Below are 18,844 nucleotides of genomic sequence, written 5' to 3'. Positions count from 1 at the left end.
AGCGGCGCGGGCCGTCGGCGGGGGAACGCTCTGCGCGCTCGACCGCGACCGGCACGGCAGCTGGCTGGTGGCGCACCGGGAGAAGGACGGAACCCTGCACGCCCACCTCACCGTGACCAGGCCCCGGGACTGGTTCACCGCCGTCGACTTCACCGACACCGCCGCGGCCACCGCACGCGTCGCTGAGGAGTTCGGCGGCTGGGCGCCGGAACTCACCGCCCTCCTCACCGCGAGCGGAACCGCACCGGTCTGGCGTCCCCTGTACGCCCTGCCCGCCGACCACAGCTGGCAGCGGGTGCCGGGCGCGACCCTGCTCGGCGACGCCGCCCACCTCTCGGCCCCCAGCGGCGAAGGCGCCAACCTGGCCATGCAGGACGGCGCCGCACTCGGCGAGGCCCTCGCCGCACACCCCGACGACGTCGAGACGGCCCTCACCGTCTACGAGAAAGCGCTCTTCCCCCGCGGCACAGCAGCCGCCCACCGCGTCGGCCACCACCCCACACCCCGGCAGCTGATCGCCTTCTTCACCGGTACCCCGTCCCCCGGCGCGCACTGACCGAAGACCCGGCCCCGGGTCCGCGGACCCGCGCGCCCGTTCTCAGGTCTGTGCCATGTCCACGAAGCGGGAGTAGTGGCCCTGGAAGGCGACGGTGATCGTGGCCGTCGGGCCGTTGCGGTGCTTCGCGACGATCAGGTCGGCCTCGCCGGCGCGGGGGGACTCCTTCTCGTAGGCGTCCTCGCGGTGCAGCAGGATGACCATGTCGGCGTCCTGTTCGATGGAGCCCGATTCCCGCAGGTCGGACACCATCGGCTTCTTGTCCGTGCGCTGTTCGGGGCCTCGGTTGAGCTGCGAGAGGGCGATGACGGGCACCTCCAGCTCCTTGGCGAGGAGCTTCAGGTTCCGGGACATCTCGGAGACCTCCTGCTGCCGGCTCTCCGGACGCCGTGAGCCGCCCGTCTGCATCAGCTGGAGGTAGTCGATGACGATCAGCTGGAGGTCGTTGCGCTGCTTGAGGCGGCGGCACTTGGCGCGGATCTCCATCATCGACAGGTTCGGCGAATCGTCGATGTACAGCGGCGCGTCCGTCACCGCCGGCATCTGGCGCGCCAGCCGCGTCCAGTCCTCGTCGGTCATCGAGCCGGACCGCATGTGGTGCAGCGCCACCCGGGCCTCGGCGGACAGCAGCCGCATCGCGATCTCGTTGCGGCCCATCTCCAGCGAGAAGATCACGCTCGGCATCGTGTGCTTGATGGAGCAGGCCCGCGCGAAGTCCAGGGCCAGGGTGCTCTTGCCCATGGCGGGACGCGCGGCGATGACGATCATCTGGCCGGGGTGCAGGCCGTTGGTGAGGGAGTCGAGGTCGGTGAAGCCGGTGGGGACGCCGGTCATCTGGCCGCTGCGGGAGCCGATGGCCTCGATCTCGTCGAGGGCGCCCTCCATGATGTCGCCGAGCGGCAGATAGTCCTCGGTGGTGCGCTGCTCGGTGACGGCGTAGATCTCGGCCTGGGCGGAGTTGACGATGTCGTCGACGTCGCCGTCGGCCGCGTATCCCATCTGGGTGATGCGGGTGCCGGCCTCGACGAGCCGCCGCAGCACGGCCCGTTCGTGGACGATCTCCGCGTAGTACTCGGCGTTGGCGGCCGTCGGCACCGCCTGGACGAGGGACTGGACGTAGCCGGGGCCGCCGACCCGGGCGATCTCGCCGCGCCGGGTCAGCTCGGCCGTGACCGTGATCGGGTCGGCGGGCTCGCCCTTGGCGTACAGGTCGAGGATGGCCTGGTAGACGGTCTCGTGCGCCGGGCGGTAGAAGTCCTGGCCCTTGAGGACCTCGACGACGTCGGCGATGGCGTCCTTGGACAGCAGCATGCCGCCGAGGACCGACTTCTCCGCCTCCAGATCCTGCGGGGGCACCCGTTCGAACCCGCCGGGAGGACCTTCGGGGCCGCGCTCGTGCTGGTCGTCGAACCCGCCGGGGCCGCCCGGGCCGCCGTCGCCGGAACGGGGGCCGCGGGACTGCCCGTTGCCCTCGGAGCGGTGCCGTGCGGCGGGAAAGCTCTCCTCCGGGAAGCCGGACGCCCAGGCATCCTCGACGTGTTCGGGCTGCTGCGTCATCCCGCCACCTCCTCCCGTCCCACGGGCCGGTCTACGACAGTCCTCTGACAGATCGCCGACGCGGCCGGGGACGCCCGGGCCACCGGGAACGCCGGGAGCGCCGGAACCACCGGGAGCCAGGGCCACCCGGGCCCGTTCAACGGTTACGGCGTCACGGTGCGACGGTGAAGAAGCGAGAAACGGGAGGCGGTCGGCTGGTCCACGGTAGGGGGGCGGGACGGTTCAGCCAATCACGTAATCCACAGGGGGCTGTGGACAGTGGGCCCCGTCCTGTGGAGAAGTCGGCCAAAGCTGTGCACGACCCGGGGGACAGCGCTGTGGATTACTCCGGCGGCCTCCCGCCGCACCCGGTCTGACCTGCTGCTTCGTCATCCACGCCCTGTGCGGGGAAAAAACTCCGGCAGGTTGCCCCCAAGAGCGTCACCGAGGGTGTCCACAGCGCTGCCACCCGCCTATCGGTAAGCGTCACATCACAGTTGCGCTCATTACTTGTGGATGTTTGGATCGAACCCATGAACTCCGTCCCCCCATCCGGCCGTGCGGCGCTGCGCCGGCACGACCGGGAGATCCTCGGTCTCGCGCTGCCGGCCTTCGGCGCACTGGTGGCGGAGCCCCTCTTCCTGATGGCCGACTCCGCCATCGTCGGCCACCTCGGCACCGCGCAGCTCGCCGGCCTCGGTGTCGCCTCGGCCCTCCTCCAGACCTGCGTCAACGTCTTCGTCTTCCTCGCCTACGCCACCACCGCCGCCGTCGCCCGCCGGCTCGGCGCCGGGGACCGGTCCGCAGCGCTGCGCCAGGGCGTCGACGGCATCTGGCTCGCCCTGCTGCTCGGCCTGCTCGTCGTCGCCGTCGCCCTGCCCACGGCCCCGGCGCTCCTCGACGCCTTCGGCGCCTCCGCGACGGCAGCCCCCTACGGCACCACCTATCTGCGCGTCAGCGCCCTGGGCATCCCCGCCATGCTCATCGTGCTGGCCGCCACCGGTGTGCTGCGCGGGCTCCAGGACACCCGGACCCCGCTGTACGTCGCCGTCGGCGGGTTCGTCCTCAACGGCGTCCTCAACCTGCTGCTCGTCTACCCGGCCGGGCTGGGCATCGCCGGCTCCGCCTGGGGCACCGTGATCGCGCAGTGGACGATGGCCGCCGTCTATCTCACCGTCGTCGTACGCGGCGCCCGCCGGCACGGGGCCCCGCTGCGGCCCGACCTGGCCGGCATCCGCGCCAGCGGCAGGGCCGGCGTACCGCTGCTGATCCGCACGCTCTCGCTGCGCGCCGTCATGATGATCGCGACCGCCGTCGCCGCCCGCCTCGGCGACGCCGATGTCGCCGCACACCAGATCACCCTCACGCTCTGGTCGCTGCTGGCCTTCGCGCTGGACGCCATCGCCATCGCGGGGCAGGCCATCATCGGCCGCTACCTCGGCGCCGAGGACGAGGCCGGCGCACGGGCCGTCTGCCGGCGCATGGTGCAGTGGGGGGTCGGCTCCGGCGTCGTGCTCGGCGCGCTGGTCCTGCTGGTCCGGCCGCTGTTCATGCCGCTGTTCACCACCGACCAGGCCGTGATCGACCAGCTCACGCCCGTCCTGCTCGTCGTGGCCGTCACCCAGCCCGTCGCCGGTGCCGTGTTCGTCCTCGACGGTGTGCTGATGGGCGCCGGGGACGGGACGTATCTGGCCGGGGCGATGCTGGTGACCCTCGCGGTGTTCGCGCCCGTCGCGCTGCTCGTGCCCACGCTGGGCGGGGGGCTCACCGCCCTGTGGTGGACGGTCGCCGGGCTCATGATGACCACCCGGCTGATCACCCTCGCCCTCCGCGCGCGCTCGGGCCGCTGGGCCGTGCCCGGTGCGGTGCGTGCCTGAGCGGTTCCGTGTCCTTCCGGCTGTCTCGGCCGGCTCCCCGGCTGTGCCCCCGGCGCTTCTCGTCGGGGCTCCCGGCGTGCTTCCCGTTGCGGTTCCCGCATCGCGCCGGGGCCCCACAGAAAGCGGGAAGGGGCGGGGACGGGGAGAAAAAGAGCAGGGCCGCACCCGGGAGATCCCGGGTGCGGCCCTCACTCGCGGCCGAGCCGAGCCACAGCGAAAACCGTGGACTCAGGCCACAGCGCCGAGCGTCACGCCGCGGCGACGTCCACGTCCAGCTGGGCGGAGACGTCGGCGTGCAGCCGCACGGACACCTTGTGGGCGCCGAGCGACTTGATCGGCGCACCGACCTCGATGCGCCGCTTGTCCACGTCGGGACCGCCGGCGGCCTTGATGCCCTCGGCGATGTCCGCCGGGGTCACCGAGCCGAACAGCCGGCCCTGGTCGCCGGCGCGCACGGTGAGGCCCACGGAGAGCCCCTCCAGCTGCGCCTTGATCTCGTTGGCCTGCTCGATCGTCGCGATCTCGCGGATCTTGCGGGCGCGGCGGATCTGCTCGACGTCCTTCTCGCCACCCTTGGTCCAGCGGATCGCGAAACCGCGCGGGACCAGGTAGTTGCGGGCGTAGCCGTCCCGCACCTCGACGACGTCGCCGGCGGCACCGAGGCCGGAGACCTCGTTGGTCAGGATGATCTTCATGATTCGGTCACCCTTTCCTTAGCGCGCGGTCGAGGTGTAGGGCAGCAGCGCCATCTCACGGCTGTTCTTGACGGCCGTGGCGACGTCGCGCTGGTGCTGGGTGCAGTTGCCGGTCACCCGGCGGGCACGGATCTTGCCGCGGTCGGAAATGAACTTCCGCAGCAGGTTCGTGTCCTTGTAGTCGACGTAGGAGATCTTCTCCTTGCAGAACACGCAAACCTTCTTCTTCGGCTTGCGAGCAGGCGGCTTCGCCATTGTCTCTCTCCGTTGTTTCCGAAAAGTTCGAGATTCCTAGAAGGGAGGCTCGTCCGAGTAGCCGCCACCGCCGCCGGGGCCGCCGCCCCAGCCGCCGCCACCCTGGCCGCCACCGGCCGGAGCGCCCGTGGCCCAGGGGTCGCCCGCGGGGGCGCCGCCCTGCGGGCCGCCGGAGCCGCCGCCCCAGCCGCCACCGCCCTGGCCGCCACCGCCGAAACCGCCACCCTGGCCACCGCGGCCGGTGGTCTTGGTGACCTTGGCCGTGGCGTTGCGGAGGCTGGCGCCGACCTCGTCGACGTCCAGCTCGTAGACCGTGCGCTTGATGCCCTCGCGGTCCTCGTACGAGCGCTGCTTGAGGCGGCCCTGGACGATGACGCGGGTGCCCTTGGTGAGGGACTCGGCGACGTTCTCCGCCGCCTGCCGCCAGACCGAGCAGGTCAGGAACAGGCTCTCGCCGTCCTTCCACTCATTGGTCTGCCGGTCGAAGGTGCGGGGCGTGGACGCGACGCGGAACTTCGCGACCGCCGCACCGGAAGGGGTGAAGCGCAGCTCGGGGTCGTCGACGAGATTGCCGACGACCGTGATGACGGTCTCGCCTGCCATGGGTGAACCTCTCGGCGGGGTGCTGCTGGCTGCTGTGGTGCTGGGTGGGGGGTGGTGCTACTCGGTTCCCAGGACGTAGCTGAGGACCGTGCCTCAGTGGGTCGAGGGACGCAGAACCTTGGTCCGCAGGACGGACTCGTTCAGGTTCATCTGGCGGTCGAGCTCCTTGACCACGGCAGGCTCGGCCTGCAGGTCGATGACCGAGTAGATGCCCTCGGGCTTCTTGTTGATCTCGTAGGAGAGACGACGACGGCCCCAGGTGTCGACCTTCTCGACCTTGCCGCTGGCCTCACGGACAACGGAAAGGAAGCTCTCGATCAGGGGGGAGACAGCGCGCTCCTCCAGATCGGGGTCGAGGATCACCATCACCTCGTAGTGACGCATGTGAGAACCCACCTCCTCTGGACTCAGCGGCCACGGTCGTTCCGTGGCAGGAGGGTCTATGCGTGTCCACGTCCTCGCCGTCGGTAGCGGTGGATTTTTCCGGTGCCGGACGGCGGCGACGCAGACGGACCAGCGTACCCGGACCGTGCCGTCCGGTTGAAATCCCGGGGTGTCCCGCCGCACTCTGGACATCTCGGGTGTGACCGGCGTTACAGTGCGCCGCCCTCACAGTCAGGAGGTGCGCCATGGCACACGCAGTGGGCCGCAGACTCTCTCCCTTCACCTACCTCAACACCGACGGCAGACCGCATCCCGTCGAGAACTCCCTGGCCACGGTCACGCTGGTGCTGGGCGCCGTCGCGGCGCTCACCGCCATCTGGCACGGGCTGCATCTGATCAGCTCCTACACCGGGGTGGTCGGCGTCCTGACCGGCGCCTGGGCACAGATGATCTCGGCGACGACGGGCGAGCGGTTCGTGGCGGTCATCGGCATGGGCGCCGCCGCGATCGGCTTCTATCTGGGCGTGGCGCACGGCGGCTTCCTGCCGACCTGACGACCCGGTCCCCGGCTCCGTACGCCGCGCGGGGCCCGCTCCTCTCCCCGCGCGGCGGAGCCGGGGGCCGTACGCGTGTGCGGGAACGTGCAGGCGCCCTCCCCTGGGCCGAACGGGGCGCCCAGGGGCACAGTAGGCTTCCCGCGAGCATCACTCAGTTCGCCGGAGGAGCGTCCCGCCATGAGTCTGACCCTGAGGACCATCAGCCGAGAGCAGCATCTGGCGTATATCCAGAGCCTTTCGTCGGCCAGTCACTGTCAGGTCCCCGCGTGGGCGGACGTCAAGAGCGAATGGCGCGCGGAGAACCTGGGCTGGTTCGACGAGCGGACCGGCCAGATGGTGGGCGCCGGGCTGGTGCTCTACCGGCAGCTGCCGAAGGTCAAGCGGTACCTGGCGTATCTGCCGGAGGGGCCGGTCATCAACTGGTACGCGCCCAACCTGGAGGAGTGGCTGCGCCCGATGCTGGCGCACCTGAAGCGGCAGGGCGCGTTCTCGGTCAAGATGGGCCCGCCCGTGGTGATCCGCCGCTGGGACGCCCCGGCGATCAAGAAGGGCATCCAGGACCAGGACGTCAAGCGGCTGCGGGACATCGAGGCCACGCACATCGAGCCGCGTGCCTTCGAAGTCGCCGACCAGCTGCGGCGGATGGGCTGGCAGCAGGGCGAGGACGGCGGCGCCGGCTTCGGTGACGTCCAGCCCCGCTACGTCTTCCAGGTGCCGCTGGAGGGCCGCTCGCTGGAGGAGGTCCACAAGGGCTTCAACCAGCTGTGGCGCCGCAACATCAAGAAGGCCGACAAGGCCGGTGTGCAGGTCGTCCAGGGCAACATGGCCAACCCCTACGACCTGGACGAGTGGCAGCGGCTGTACGAGATCACCGCCGAGCGCGACCGGTTCCGGCCCCGCCCCAAGGCGTACTTCCAGCGCATGTGGCACGTCCTCAACTCCGAGGACCCGCAGCGGATGCGGCTGTACTTCGCCGAGCACGAGGGCGAGCGCATCTCCGCGGCGACGATGCTGATCGTCGGCGGCCACGTCTGGTACTCCTACGGCGCCTCCGCCAACCACAAGCGCGAGGTGCGGCCGTCGAACGCGATGCAGTGGCGGATGCTCCAGGACGCGTACGCGCTGGGCGCGAGCGTGTACGACCTGCGGGGCATCAGCGACTCGCTGGACGAGAACGACCATCTGTTCGGCCTCATCCAGTTCAAGGTGGGTACGGGCGGCGAGGCCGCCGAGTACCTCGGCGAGTGGGACTTCCCCCTCAACAAGCTGCTGCACAAGGCTCTGGACATGTACATGTCCCGGCGCTGACCGGCCGCTGCCCTACCCTGCGTACCCCGTCTCCGGGCCGCTCCGCCCTTTCCCGGCGGAACCGGCCGACCGTCCTTCCCGTCCGAGCAGTCCGATCAGTCCGATCGAGAAAGGTGCCGTACCCGTCATGGCGCTCACCCTCTACGTCGACACCGATCGCTGGCGGGCGCACCAGCAGTCGGTGATCCAGCAGTTCCCCGGGATCGTCCCCGTCTGCAAGGGCAACGGCTACGGCTTCGGGCACGAACGGCTGGCCGACGAGGCGACGAAGTTCGGCGCCGACATCCTCGCGGTCGGCACCACTTACGAGGCGGCCCGCACGAAGGACCTGTTCGGCGGCGATCTGCTGGTGCTCACCCCGTTCCGCAAGGACGAGGAGCCGGTGCCGCTGCCCGACCGGGCGATCCGCTCCGTCTCCTCCGTGGAGGGTGTGGCCCTGATGCGCGGGGCACGCGTCGTCATCGAGGTCATGAGCAGCATGAAGCGGCACGGCGTCACCGAGGCCGACCTGCCGAAGCTGCACGCCGCGATCGACGAGGTACGGCTGGAGGGCTTCGCCATCCATCTGCCGCTGGACCGCACCGACGGATCCGACGCGGTGGAGGAGGTCATCGGCTGGATGGACAGGCTGCGCGCCGCACGGCTGCCGCTCGACACCATGTTCGTCAGCCACCTCAAGCCGAACGAATTCGCCGTCCTCCAGCAGCAGTTCCCGCAGACCCGCTTCCGCGCCCGCATCGGCACCCGGCTGTGGCTCGGCGACCACCAGGCCACCGAGTACCGCGGCGCGATCCTGGACGTCACCCGCGTGGCCAAGGGCGAGCGGTTCGGCTACCGGCAGGCGAGGGCCTCGGGCGACGGCTGGCTGGTGGTCGTCGCCGGCGGCACCTCGCACGGCGTCGGCCTGGAGGCACCGAAGGCTCTGCACGGCATGACCTCCCGCGCCAAGGGCGTGGCCCGCGCGGGCCTGGCCACCGTCAACCGCAACCTGTCGCCCTTCGTCTGGGCGGGCAAGCAGCGCTGGTTCGCCGAACCCCCGCACATGCAGGTCTCGATCCTCTTCATCCCGTCCGACGCCCCCGAGCCCCACGTGGGCGAGGAACTCACGGCGATCCTCCGCCACACGACGACGATGGTCGACCGCACGATGGACCGCTGAGCCCGGCCCGCCGGCCCGACGGTACGGGTCGACGGCCGACGAGCGGGACGAGCAGAACTCACGGCTGCGAACGCGCCGACGGCCGCCCCCGGCGAGGGAGTTCGCCGGGACGCGGCCGTCGGTGGTGGTGCCGTGCGGGTGTCCGGATCAGCGGTCGGCCTTGCCGTCGATGAAGTCCTGGACGTTCTGCCGGGCCTGGTCGTCGAAGTACTGGACCGGCGGGGACTTCATGAAGTACGAGGACGCCGAGAGGATCGGGCCGCCGATGCCGCGGTCCTTGGCGATCTTCGCGGCGCGGAGCGCGTCGATGATGACGCCGGCGGAGTTGGGGGAGTCCCAGACCTCCAGCTTGTACTCCAGGTTCAGCGGGACGTCACCGAAGGCGCGGCCCTCCAGGCGCACATAGGCCCACTTGCGGTCGTCGAGCCAGGCGACGAAGTCGGAGGGGCCGATGTGGACGTTGTCGGCGCCCAGATCGCGGTCGGGGATCTGGGAGGTGACGGCCTGCGTCTTGGAGATCTTCTTGGACTCCAGTCGCTCCCGCTCCAGCATGTTCTTGAAGTCCATGTTGCCGCCGACGTTCAGCTGCATGGTGCGGTCCAGGATGACGCCGCGGTCCTCGAACAGCTTGGCCAGCACGCGGTGCGTGATGGTGGCGCCGACCTGGGACTTGATGTCGTCGCCGACGATCGGCACCCCGGCGGCGGTGAACTTGTCGGCCCACTCCTTGGTGCCGGCGATGAACACCGGCAGCGCGTTGACGAAGGCCACGCCCGCGTCGATGGCGCACTGGGCGTAGAACTCGACGGCCTCCTGGGAGCCGACCGGCAGGTAGCACACCAGGACGTCGGCCTCGGCGTCCTTGAGCGCCTGGACGACGTCGACCGGCTGGGCGTCGGACTCCTCGATGGTCTCGCGGTAGTACTTGCCCAGACCGTCGTAGGTGTGGCCGCGCTGCACCGAGACGCCGGCCGGCGGCACGTCGCAGATCTTGATGGTGTTGTTCTCGCTGGCGCCGATGGCGTCCGCCAGGTCGAGGCCGACCTTCTTGCCGTCGACGTCGAAGGCGGCGACGAACTCGATGTCGCGCACGTGGTAGTCGCCGAACTGGACATGCATCAGACCCGGGACCTTGCTGTCCGGGTCGGCGTCCTTGTAGTACTCGACGCCCTGGACCAGCGATGCGGCGCAGTTGCCCACGCCGGCGATGGCTACGCGAACCGAACCCATTCCGGTTGCTCCCTGTGTGTTCTCGACGAGGCCCCGCGGACGCGGGGCCTCACTTGTCGGTGTCCTCGGACGGACCCGGCGCACCGTGTGCGGGGTCCGCGGACTCGTGCTCTGTTGGCCGGCTCCGGCGGCCGCCCGACCGCTCGCTCTCGATGAGTTCGCTCAGCCACCTCACCTCGCGCTCCACGGATTCCATCCCGTGGCGCTGGAGTTCGAGGGTGTAGTCGTCGAGGCGCTCGCGGGTGCGGGCCAGGGAGGCGCGCATTCTGGCGAGCCTCTCCTCAAGCCGGCTGCGGCGCCCTTCGAGGACCCGCATCCGCACATCGCGCGAGGTCTGGCCGAAGAACGCGAACCGGATGCCGAAGTGCTCGTCCTCCCAGGCATCGGGGCCCGTCTGGGAGAGCAGGTCCTCGAAGTGTTCCTTGCCCTCGGCCGTCAGCCGGTAGACGATCCGCGCTCGGCGGCCGCCGAGCGGCGCCGGCTGCGCCGTCCCGGACTCCGCCTCCGGCTGCCCGCTCGTCTCCTCCACCAGCCAGCCGCGCTGGACCAGCGTCTTGAGGCAGGGGTAGAGCGAGCCGTAGCTGAAGGCCCGGAAGACCCCGAGCGAGGTGTTGAGCCGCTTGCGCAGCTCATAGCCGTGCATCGGGGATTCGCGGAGCAGGCCGAGGACGGCGAATTCGAGGATGCCGGAGCGTCTGCTCATCCTGCGCCTCCCCTCTGCTCCTCCGGTCGGAGCTGTTGCCGTTCTTCCGTTGTCTCGCTCCGATGTATCGGCTCGATACATCCCGACGATAGAACGCCCGCTCGGGAGCGACAAGCGGGGGTCCGGTGAAGGGGCTCACATCATCGATTCCCTGCCGGTGGTATGCGCTGATTGAGGTGAATGCCGGTCAACGGGCGTTTTGGAGCTGCGTAGTCTGTCCGCTGTGCAGACCACCACTGGGAACCGTGCGGCGCCTGTGAGCGTCCTCGTCCCGGGTGCAGTGCGCTCGGGTCCGGCCTGGCCGTCCTCGCGCACTCGGGGGGACCAGACATCAACTGCCACCTTCAGGCGCTCTGCCGCCTGCCCGAGGAGTAGCTGTACCAATGAGCGAGCACCGTCGTAAGCCGCCGCAGGGGCGCGGCCGACGCGCAGCGCAGCCGCCACCGTCCGGCCGCCGTGCCGCGACGTCACGCGGCACAGGCCCCGGCTCCCATGGCAGCCGCGCGGAATCACGGAGGGCGGCGCAGTCGTCCGGCGGCGGTCGTCGGCGTGCGGCGGCGGCCTCGGCTTCGGGAGCGGGAGCGGGGCACGGCCGGGGGCGTGGCCGCGCCGCGCAGGTGCGCAAGAAGCGGTTCATCGACTACCCGCGCTCCGACAAGCAGGGCGCACGGCGCTGGGTGCCGTCGTGGAAACAGGTGCTGGGTTCCTGCTTCGGGTTCATCGGGCTGCTGATCGTGGCCTTCGCCATAGCACTGTGGATGGTGGACGTCCCCGACCAGGCGAAGGCGGAGGCCCGCTCGCAGACCAACGTCTACTACTGGGCGAACGGTGACCGGCTCGCGGTGGCGGGCGCGGAGGGCGAGAAGAACCGGCAGAACGTCTCGCTGTCGCAGATGCCCAAGTCGTTGCAGAACGCGGTGATCGCCTCGGAGAACGCCTCGTTCTGGGAGGACTCCGGCGTCGACCCGATGGGTATCGCCCGTGCCGCCTTCAACATGGCGACGGGCGGCGACACCCAGGGCGGCTCGACGATCACCCAGCAGTTCGTCAAGAACAACTACCTGTCGCAGGATCAGACGATCAAGCGCAAGGTCACCGAGCTGCTCATCTCCATCAAGGCCGGCGCCACGATGGACAAGCGGGACATCCTGGAGCAGTACCTCAACACCGCGTACTTCGGGCGCGGGGCCTTCGGTGTCCAGGCGGCCTCGCAGGCGTACTTCGGCAAGGACGTCGCCAAGATCGACGCCTCCGAGGGCGCCTATCTGACGACGCTGCTGAACGGCGCCGCGCTCTACGACCCCTACGAGGGCGACCAGAAGGCCAACGAGGCCCGCTCCCAGAAGAAGTGGAGCTCCGTCCTCCGCCGGGAGGCCGAGGTCGGCAAGCTGTCGAACGCGAAGGCCACCGAGCTGATCCGCAAGGGCCTGCCGGACATCAAGCCGCCCAAGAAGGCCATGGACAAGAAGGGCCAGAAGGGCTACCTGATCGATCTGGCCAACCGGTACCTGATCAACAACAACGTCCTCACGCGCGAGCAGCTCAACCGCGGCGGGTACCAGATCCGGACGACCTTCGACAAGAAGAAGACGTTCGCGATGCGGGACTCGGTCAACGAGATCTACGACAAGAACATCGACCCGAAGAAGCGGCCCGATCTGGACACCCATGTGCAGTTCGGCGGCGCGTCCGTCGACCCGCGCGACGGGAAGATCGTGGCCCTCTACGGCGGCAAGGACTACGTCAAGCACTTCACCAACAACGCCGACGAGACGGGTGTGCCCGTCGGTTCGACGTTCAAGCCGTTCGTCCTCGCCGCCGCCATGCGCGACGGCATCAGGGACCGCGACGGCGCCAAGGAGCAGTCGGCGGGGCAGCGCACCGTCGTCAACCCGGACACCAGCCGCTACGACGGCGACAACAAGCTGCTGATCCACAACTACGACGGGACGGTCTGGAAGAACGAGGAAGGCAAGATCTGGCGCCAGACCAACGACGGCGGCTACAGCTACGGCGACATCTCGCTGCGCGAGGCGATGGTCCGCTCGGCGAACTCGCCCTATGTGCAGCTCGGCATGGACGTGGGCATCCCCACCGTCCGCAAGGCGGCCGAGGACGCGGGTCTGCTCAGCTCCAGCCTGAACAAATCCAACGTCCCCTCGTTCTCGCTGGGTATCTCCACGCCCAGCGCGATCCGGATGGCCGGCGCGTACGGCACCTTCGCCACCCAGGGCAAGCGCACCGATCTGTACTCCGTCACCCAGGTCATCGACCAGGACGGCAAGAAGCTGCCCATGCCCCAGCGCCACAGCGAGCAGCTGTTCAGCCCGGACGTGGCCAACAACGTCACCGACGTGCTCACGGACGTCGTGCAGGACGAGAAGGGCACCGGCAGCCCCGCCCGGGCGCTGAACCGGCCGGCGGCCGGCAAGACCGGTACGACGGACGGCAACAAGTCCGCCTGGTTCGTGGGGTACACGCCGCAGCTGTCGACGGCGATCGGCATGTGGCGGATCAACGACGACGCCACCGCCAAGAACCGCAAGTTCCTGGAGATGTACGGCACCGGTGGGCAGAAGAAGATCCACGGTGCGTCGTTCCCGGCCCAGATCTGGACCGACTACATGATCGACGCGCTCAAGGGCACCAGCGTGGAGAAGTTCCCGGCCGCGCAGCCCCTCGGCGAGAAGGTGTTCGGGCCCGGCATGAGCCCGACGCCGACGCCGACGCAGACGGAGACCGAGAGCGAGGAGCCGGAGGAGCCCTCGGACAGCCCGTCCGACTCGCCCAGCGACTCCCCCGACCCGTCCGACAGTTGCAGCGCGCACGACCCGAAGTGCGACGAGAGCGGCAAGCCCGGCGACGACGAGGGCCAGACCGACGACGGCGGCGCCAACCAGGGCCCCGGAGGTGACGACTCCGGTCCCGGCTGGCCGGACGGCGGCGCCGGACACGGCGGCGCGGACGGCGGGGACGGCGGCCAGGGCGGCAACGACGACGGCGGCGGCCTGTTCGCCGGCACCGGCAACAAGCCGGACGAATGACGCCGCCCGCTCCGGTCCGTGGCCGCCACGGACCGGAGCGGCCCCCGGTGACGGGGACGGCTTCCCCAGGGTGCGGGCCCGCCGAACAGGCGGGCCCGCACCCTTTTCTCACGCACTTCCACGCATTTCCCGTATTCCCACGCACCGCACCGGTCTTCTTCGGCGGCCGGAGCCGGTGCGGCAGGATGAGCCCCATGACGCGCGCGCACCCGACCGAGCACTCCGACGACCGGACCGCCGCACACCCCGACCGTCCGGCCCCCGTCGTCCGCCCCACCGCGCACGACGAAACGGCCCTCGCGGCCGCCGAGTTGCTGGGCGGCCCCGCCGGACGGCGCACCGCGCGCCGCCCCCCGTGGCAGACCGCGGCCCAGGTGGCCGTCCTCGTCCTGATCGGCATGTTCGCGCTGGGCATGGTGCAGAAGCTGCCCTGCTACGACGGCGGCTGGTTCAGCGGCCAGACCGCGCAGTACGTGCACGCCTGCTACTCCGACATCCCGCATCTGTACACCGGCCGCGGCTTCGCCGACGGGTTCGTCCCCTACCTCGACCGGCTGCCCGACCAGCTCTCCGGCGGCATGGAGTACCTCGAATACCCGGTGCTCACCGGGGCGTTCATGCAGCTCGCCGACTGGCTGACGCTCGGCGTCGACGGGATGCAGGAGGAGCAGCAGCTCTACTGGATGGTCAACTCCGGGCTGCTGCTGGTGTGCGCCGTCGTCCTCGTGCTGTGTGTGCTGCGCACCCACCGCAACCGGCCCTGGGACGCGCTGATGGTCGCCCTCGCGCCCGCGCTGGCGCTCACCGCCACCATCAACTGGGATCTGCTCGCCGTCGCCCTGACCGCCGCCGGCATGCTGCTGTGGTCCCGCTCGCGCCCGCTGGCCGCCGGGATCCTCATCGGCCTGGCCACCGCCGCCAAGCTCTACCCGGCGCTGCTGCTCGGACCGCTGCTGGTGCTGTGCTGGCGGGCGGGCCGCTGGCGGGCGTTCGGGTTCGCGGCGGGCGGCACGGCGCTGTCCTGGGCCGTGGTGAACGTTCCCGTGATGCTGCTCGCACCGGCCGGCTGGGCGAAGTTCTACACCTTCAGCCAGGAGCGCCCCGTCGACTTCGGCTCCGTGTGGCTGATCGTCCAGCAGCGGACGGGCGCCACCCTGGAGAACGCCAACACCTACGCCATGATCCTGATGGCGCTCGGCTGTGCGGGCATCGCGGCGCTCGGCCTGTGCGCGCCCCGCAGGCCGCGGCTGGCCCAACTCGCCTTCCTGGTCGTCGCGTTGTTCGTGCTGACGAACAAGGTCTACTCGCCGCAGTACGTGCTGTGGCTGATCCCGCTCGCCGTGCTGGCCCGGCCGCGGTGGCGGTCCATGCTGATCTGGCAGTCCTGCGAGTGCCTGTACTTCCTGGGCATCTGGATGTACCTGGCCTACACCGGCAGCGGGGACAAACACCAGGGGCTCCCCACCGAGGGCTATCAGGTGGTGATCCTCGCGCATCTGCTGGGCACGCTGTATCTGTGCGCGGTCATCGTCCGGGACGCCCTGCTGCCCGAGTGCGACCCGGTACGCCGGGACGACGGTTCGGACGACCCCGGCGGCGGTGTCCTCGACCGGGCTCCCGATGTCTTCGTCCTCGGCCCGGCCGCCCGCACGGCCGGCCGGGAGACCCCCGCGTACCGCCGCGCCACGCACCGCCCCGGCCCCCGGGAGACGGTCGTGCGCTGGGGCACCGCCACCGAGTGAGCAGCGGGCCCGGCGCGCCGTCCTCCCGCCGCGGGGCGGGACCGCCCCGGCCGCGGTCCTGTGGAAAACCCGGGAAATGCCTCCGTTTCACGTGAAACCCCCGCACTCTCCTGTGAGGCTGTCTCCATGTCCGTGGCCCGCGACCTGCGCACCCTGCTCCACTTCCCCGGCTTCCGGAGACTGCTGTCGGTGCGGCTGCTGTCGCAGCTGGCGGACGGCGTGTTCCAGGTGGCGCTCGCCGCCTACGTCGTCTTCTCCCCGGAGAAGGAGACCTCGCCCGCCGCCATCGCCTCCGCGATGGCCGTCCTGCTGCTGCCGTACTCGCTGCTCGGCCCCTTCGCGGGCGTGCTGCTGGACCGCTGGCGGCGGCGCCAGGTCCTCTTCTTCGGCAACCTGGTGCGCACGCTGATGGCCACGGCCACCGCCGTCCTCATCCTGCTGTCCGTCCCGGACTGGCTGGTCTACGGCGCCGCCCTGTGCGTGACCGCCGTCAACCGCTTCGTCCTCGCCGGGCTCTCCGCCGCGCTGCCCCGCGTCGTCGACGAGGAGCGCCTCGTCATCGCCAACTCCCTGTCCCCCACGGCCGGGACGCTCGCCGCGACCCTCGGCGGCGGGGTCGCCTTCGCCGTACGGCTGCTCGCTCCCGAGACCGGCCGCCAGGCGGACGCCCTCGTCCTCGTCACCGCGGCCGGGCTCTATCTGCTGGGCGCGCTGATGTCCCTGCGGATGCGCAAGGAAACGCTCGGCCCCGACCCGGACGTCGTCCAGCCGAGGATGCGTACGGCGCTGGTCGGCACGGTGCGCGGACTGCTCGCCGGGCTGCGGCATCTGACCGAGCGCCGGGCCGCCGCCTACGCGCTGGGCGCCGCCGCCCTCATGCGGTTCTGCTACGGAGCGCTCACCGTCACCGTGCTCATGCTGTGCCGGTACGCGTGGAGCGACCAGGAGGAGCCCGGCGGGGACAACGGGCTCGGCCTGCTGGGCCTGGCCGTCGGGGCCTCGGGCGCGGGCTTCTTCGCCGCCGCGCTGATCTCCCCCTCGGCGGTGCGGCGTACCGGGGTCTTCGGCTGGATGGCGCTGTGCTCCGGCGCCGCGGCCGTGCTGGAGCCGGCCCTGGGGCTGCCGTTCCGGCCCGCGCCCATACTGCTCGCGGCGTTCGTGCTGGGGCTCGTCACCCAGTCCGCGAAGATCGCGACGGACACCGCCGTGCAGACCTCGGCGGACGACGCCTACCGCGGCCGGCTCTTCTCGCTCTACGACATGCTCTACAACGTCGCCTTCGTGGGCGCCGCCGGTGCCGCCGCCGCGATGCTCCCGCCGGACGGCCGTTCGGCCGCGCTGCTGCTGTCCGTCGCCGTGCTCTACGCTGCGCTGGCCTGTGTACTGGTACGCGCCCACCGGCGGCTTGGCCCGGCCACGGCCGCCGCCGCACGTCCGCCCTCCGCAGCGGCCCCGCCGTCCCGTTTCACGTGAAACGGGGCCGGGCCGACAGCACCGGCCCGGCCCCGCGGGCCCCTCCTCGACAACTCCGCTCCGACGGCCCCGACCCGACGGCCCGGAGTCTCCTCGACCCCGAGCGCTCCTCGGTCCGGGCGGCCCTCAGCCCTGGCGGGCGGCCCACCACTCCTTGAGGGCACGCACCGCCTCGTCCCGCTCCATCGGGCCGTGCTCCAGCCGCAGCTCCAGCAGATGCTTGTACGCCTGCCCCACCTCGGGGCCCGGCCGCAGCCCCAGCTCCGCCATGATCTCGTTGCCGTTCAGATCGGGCCGGATGGCGTCCAGCTCCTCCTGCTCCTGGAGCCGGGCGATGCGCTCCTCCAGGCCGTCGTACGCGCGGGAGAGCGCGTTGGCCTTCCGCTTGTTGCGGGTGGTGCAGTCCGAGCGGGTCAGCTTGTGCAGCCGGTTCAGCAGCGGCCCGGCGTCCCGGACGTAGCGGCGCACGGCGGAGTCCGTCCACTCCCCGGTGCCGTAGCCGTGGAAGCGCAGATGCAGCTCGACCAGGCGCGAGACGTCCTTGATCATCTCGTTGGGGTACTTCAGCGCCGTCATCCGCTTCTTGGCCATCTTGGCGCCGACGACCTCGTGGTGGTGGAAGGAGACCCGGCCGTCCTTCTCGAACCTGCGGGTCTTCGGCTTGCCGATGTCGTGCAGCAGCGCGGCCAGCCGCAGTGTCAGATCGGGGCCGTCCTCCTCCAGGTCCATGGCCTGGTCGAGGACCGTGAGCGAGTGCTCGTAGACGTCCTTGTGCCGGTGGTGCTCGTCCCGCTCCAGGCGCAGCGCCGGCAGCTCCGGCAGCACCCGGTCGGCGAGCCCCGTCTCCACCAGCAGCGTCAGCCCGCGGCGCGGACGGGGGGAGAGCAGCAGCTTGTTCAGCTCGTCCCGGACCCGCTCGGCGGAGATGATGTCGATCCGCCCGGCCATCTCCGTCATCGCCTGCTCCACCTCGGGGGCGACGGCGAAGCCGAGCTGCGCGGAGAACCGGGCGGCCCGCAGCATCCGCAGCGGATCGTCCGAGAAGGAGGACTGCGGGGTGCCGGGGGTGCGCAGCGTCCGCGAGGCGAGGTCCTCCAGCCCGCCGTGCGGGTCGATGAAGGTCTTCTCGGGCAGCGCGACCGCCATGGCGTTCACCGTGAAGTCCCGGCGGACGAGGTCCTCCTCGATGCTGTCGCCGTAGGTGACCTCCGGCTTGCGCGAGTACCGGTCGTAGATCTCCGACCGGTACGTCGTGATTTCCAGCACGAAGTCCGACTTCTTCAGTCCGACGGTGCCGAACGCGATGCCGACCTCCCAGACGGCGTCGGCCCACGGCCGCACCAGCGCCAGCACGTCCTCGGGGCGGGCATCGGTGGTGAAGTCGAGATCGTTGCCGAGCCGGCCCAGCAGCGCGTCCCGCACCGAGCCGCCGACGAGCGCGAGCCGGAAGCCCGCCTCCCGGAACCTCCGGGCGAGATCGTCGGCCACCGGTGACACCCGCAACAGTTCGCCGACGGCACGGCGCTGCACCGCGCTGAGCTGCTCGGCTGCGGGCGAGGCGGTCTGCTGGTTCTGGCTGTCACTGTTGGCGTTCGGCACAACAGCACAGGGTACGTTGCCACCCCCGCGGGGGGCTTCCCGCGCCCGCCGCCCCGCAAGATGATCATGTGGGACGGCCACGGCACTTCCCCCGTCCGCACCTCGTTACCATCAGGGCACCGG

Annotated in this window: 16 protein-coding genes; 8 read left to right on the top strand and 8 right to left on the bottom strand. The window is 70.7% G+C overall.

From position 1 onward, the window contains the following. Positions 1-556 (top strand): FAD-dependent monooxygenase (locus tag SCA03_RS16320; RefSeq protein ID WP_174864499.1); only part of this gene is annotated, 556 nt, incomplete at its 5' end. A gap of 42 nt (positions 557-598) precedes the next feature. Here the strand turns inward: SCA03_RS16320 and dnaB are convergent. After that, positions 599-2,113 (bottom strand): replicative DNA helicase, encoded by a 1,515-nt coding sequence (gene dnaB / locus SCA03_RS16315; RefSeq protein ID WP_030885961.1) that lies wholly within the window; start codon positions 2,111-2,113, stop codon positions 599-601. 512 nt (positions 2,114-2,625) lie between these two features. Here dnaB and SCA03_RS16310 point away from each other — a divergent pair. Continuing rightward, on the top strand, positions 2,626-3,969 hold the full coding sequence (locus SCA03_RS16310; RefSeq protein WP_086814065.1) for an MATE family efflux transporter: 1,344 nt from the start codon (positions 2,626-2,628) through the stop codon (positions 3,967-3,969). Positions 3,970-4,217: 248 nt separating this feature from the next. Here SCA03_RS16310 and rplI read toward each other — a convergent pair whose 3' ends face one another. From rplI to rpsF, 4 genes are all read right to left on the bottom strand, one after another. Continuing rightward, positions 4,218-4,664 carry a 50S ribosomal protein L9 gene (gene rplI / locus SCA03_RS16305; protein ID WP_030880880.1) on the bottom strand — a complete coding sequence of 149 codons (447 nt, stop codon included), beginning with the start codon at positions 4,662-4,664 and terminating at the stop codon, positions 4,218-4,220. A gap of 18 nt (positions 4,665-4,682) precedes the next feature. After that, the gene (gene rpsR / locus SCA03_RS16300; protein ID WP_003978893.1) at positions 4,683-4,919 is read right to left on the bottom strand and encodes a 30S ribosomal protein S18; all 237 of its coding nucleotides are present in this window, start codon (positions 4,917-4,919) and stop codon (positions 4,683-4,685) included. Between the two features lie 36 nt (positions 4,920-4,955). Further along, on the bottom strand, positions 4,956-5,522 hold the full coding sequence (locus SCA03_RS16295; protein ID WP_030880882.1) for a single-stranded DNA-binding protein: 567 nt from the start codon (positions 5,520-5,522) through the stop codon (positions 4,956-4,958). 93 nt (positions 5,523-5,615) lie between these two features. Further along, the gene (gene rpsF / locus SCA03_RS16290; protein ID WP_030880886.1) at positions 5,616-5,906 is read right to left on the bottom strand and encodes a 30S ribosomal protein S6; all 291 of its coding nucleotides are present in this window, start codon (positions 5,904-5,906) and stop codon (positions 5,616-5,618) included. A 245-nt stretch (positions 5,907-6,151) separates the two neighbouring features. On the opposite strand from rpsF, the gene SCA03_RS16285 reads away from it, so the two are divergent. From SCA03_RS16285 to SCA03_RS16275, 3 genes are all read left to right on the top strand, one after another. Then, positions 6,152-6,460 carry a hypothetical protein gene (locus tag SCA03_RS16285; protein ID WP_030880888.1) on the top strand — a complete coding sequence of 103 codons (309 nt, stop codon included), beginning with the start codon at positions 6,152-6,154 and terminating at the stop codon, positions 6,458-6,460. 180 nt (positions 6,461-6,640) lie between these two features. Then, the gene (locus SCA03_RS16280; RefSeq protein ID WP_030880890.1) at positions 6,641-7,771 is read left to right on the top strand and encodes a lipid II:glycine glycyltransferase FemX; all 1,131 of its coding nucleotides are present in this window, start codon (positions 6,641-6,643) and stop codon (positions 7,769-7,771) included. 127 nt (positions 7,772-7,898) lie between these two features. Further along, positions 7,899-8,930 carry an alanine racemase gene (locus SCA03_RS16275; protein ID WP_030880893.1) on the top strand — a complete coding sequence of 344 codons (1,032 nt, stop codon included), beginning with the start codon at positions 7,899-7,901 and terminating at the stop codon, positions 8,928-8,930. Positions 8,931-9,077: 147 nt separating this feature from the next. On the opposite strand, the gene SCA03_RS16270 is transcribed toward SCA03_RS16275, so the two are convergent. Next, entirely contained in the window at positions 9,078-10,160 is a 1,083-nt protein-coding gene (locus SCA03_RS16270; RefSeq protein WP_030880896.1) for an inositol-3-phosphate synthase, read from the bottom strand. Between the two features lie 49 nt (positions 10,161-10,209). Beyond that, complete coding sequence (locus SCA03_RS16265) at positions 10,210-10,863, bottom strand: PadR family transcriptional regulator (protein WP_030880897.1); 654 nt, start codon at positions 10,861-10,863, stop codon at positions 10,210-10,212. A 383-nt stretch (positions 10,864-11,246) separates the two neighbouring features. Between SCA03_RS16265 and SCA03_RS16260 the strand changes: the two genes are divergently transcribed. The 3 genes from SCA03_RS16260 to SCA03_RS16250 all read left to right on the top strand — a co-directional run bounded on the left by SCA03_RS16260 (position 11,247) and on the right by SCA03_RS16250 (position 17,122). Continuing rightward, the gene (locus SCA03_RS16260) at positions 11,247-13,907 is read left to right on the top strand and encodes a transglycosylase domain-containing protein (protein ID WP_030880899.1); all 2,661 of its coding nucleotides are present in this window, start codon (positions 11,247-11,249) and stop codon (positions 13,905-13,907) included. 194 nt (positions 13,908-14,101) lie between these two features. Continuing rightward, complete coding sequence (locus SCA03_RS16255) at positions 14,102-15,649, top strand: glycosyltransferase family 87 protein (RefSeq protein WP_086817748.1); 1,548 nt, start codon at positions 14,102-14,104, stop codon at positions 15,647-15,649. A 126-nt stretch (positions 15,650-15,775) separates the two neighbouring features. After that, positions 15,776-17,122, top strand: a complete 1,347-nt coding sequence (locus SCA03_RS16250; RefSeq protein WP_051856470.1) for an MFS transporter — start codon at positions 15,776-15,778, stop codon at positions 17,120-17,122. Positions 17,123-17,248: 126 nt separating this feature from the next. On the opposite strand, the gene SCA03_RS16245 is transcribed toward SCA03_RS16250, so the two are convergent. Further along, a complete protein-coding gene (locus tag SCA03_RS16245) occupies positions 17,249-18,721 on the bottom strand; it encodes a CCA tRNA nucleotidyltransferase (protein ID WP_030880906.1) in 1,473 nt (490 codons plus the stop codon). Positions 18,722-18,844 lie beyond the last annotated feature (123 nt).

Source organism: Streptomyces cacaoi (genome assembly GCF_006539165.1).
GTDB classification, from domain to species: domain Bacteria; phylum Actinomycetota; class Actinomycetes; order Streptomycetales; family Streptomycetaceae; genus Streptomyces; species Streptomyces cacaoi.
Note: the sequence above shows the minus strand (reverse complement) of the source record. Positions and strands in the feature narration are given on the sequence as shown.

What these genes read in the sequence shown, in the direction of transcription:
- SCA03_RS16265 (WP_030880897.1), bottom strand. Translation starts at nt 10,863, where the DNA reads ATGAGCAGACGCTCCGGCATCCTCGAATTCGCCGTCCTCGGCCTGCTC.
- rpsR (WP_003978893.1), bottom strand. Translation starts at nt 4,919, where the DNA reads ATGGCGAAGCCGCCTGCTCGCAAGCCGAAGAAGAAGGTTTGCGTGTTC.
- SCA03_RS16270 (WP_030880896.1), bottom strand. Translation starts at nt 10,160, where the DNA reads ATGGGTTCGGTTCGCGTAGCCATCGCCGGCGTGGGCAACTGCGCCGCA.
- rplI (WP_030880880.1), bottom strand. Translation starts at nt 4,664, where the DNA reads ATGAAGATCATCCTGACCAACGAGGTCTCCGGCCTCGGTGCCGCCGGC.
- dnaB (WP_030885961.1), bottom strand. Translation starts at nt 2,113, where the DNA reads ATGACGCAGCAGCCCGAACACGTCGAGGATGCCTGGGCGTCCGGCTTC.
- SCA03_RS16285 (WP_030880888.1), top strand. Translation starts at nt 6,152, where the DNA reads ATGGCACACGCAGTGGGCCGCAGACTCTCTCCCTTCACCTACCTCAAC.
- rpsF (WP_030880886.1), bottom strand. Translation starts at nt 5,906, where the DNA reads ATGCGTCACTACGAGGTGATGGTGATCCTCGACCCCGATCTGGAGGAG.
- SCA03_RS16280 (WP_030880890.1), top strand. Translation starts at nt 6,641, where the DNA reads ATGAGTCTGACCCTGAGGACCATCAGCCGAGAGCAGCATCTGGCGTAT.
- SCA03_RS16310 (WP_086814065.1), top strand. Translation starts at nt 2,626, where the DNA reads ATGAACTCCGTCCCCCCATCCGGCCGTGCGGCGCTGCGCCGGCACGAC.
- SCA03_RS16250 (WP_051856470.1), top strand. Translation starts at nt 15,776, where the DNA reads ATGTCCGTGGCCCGCGACCTGCGCACCCTGCTCCACTTCCCCGGCTTC.
- SCA03_RS16275 (WP_030880893.1), top strand. Translation starts at nt 7,899, where the DNA reads ATGGCGCTCACCCTCTACGTCGACACCGATCGCTGGCGGGCGCACCAG.
- SCA03_RS16295 (WP_030880882.1), bottom strand. Translation starts at nt 5,522, where the DNA reads ATGGCAGGCGAGACCGTCATCACGGTCGTCGGCAATCTCGTCGACGAC.
- SCA03_RS16255 (WP_086817748.1), top strand. Translation starts at nt 14,102, where the DNA reads ATGACGCGCGCGCACCCGACCGAGCACTCCGACGACCGGACCGCCGCA.
- SCA03_RS16260 (WP_030880899.1), top strand. Translation starts at nt 11,247, where the DNA reads ATGAGCGAGCACCGTCGTAAGCCGCCGCAGGGGCGCGGCCGACGCGCA.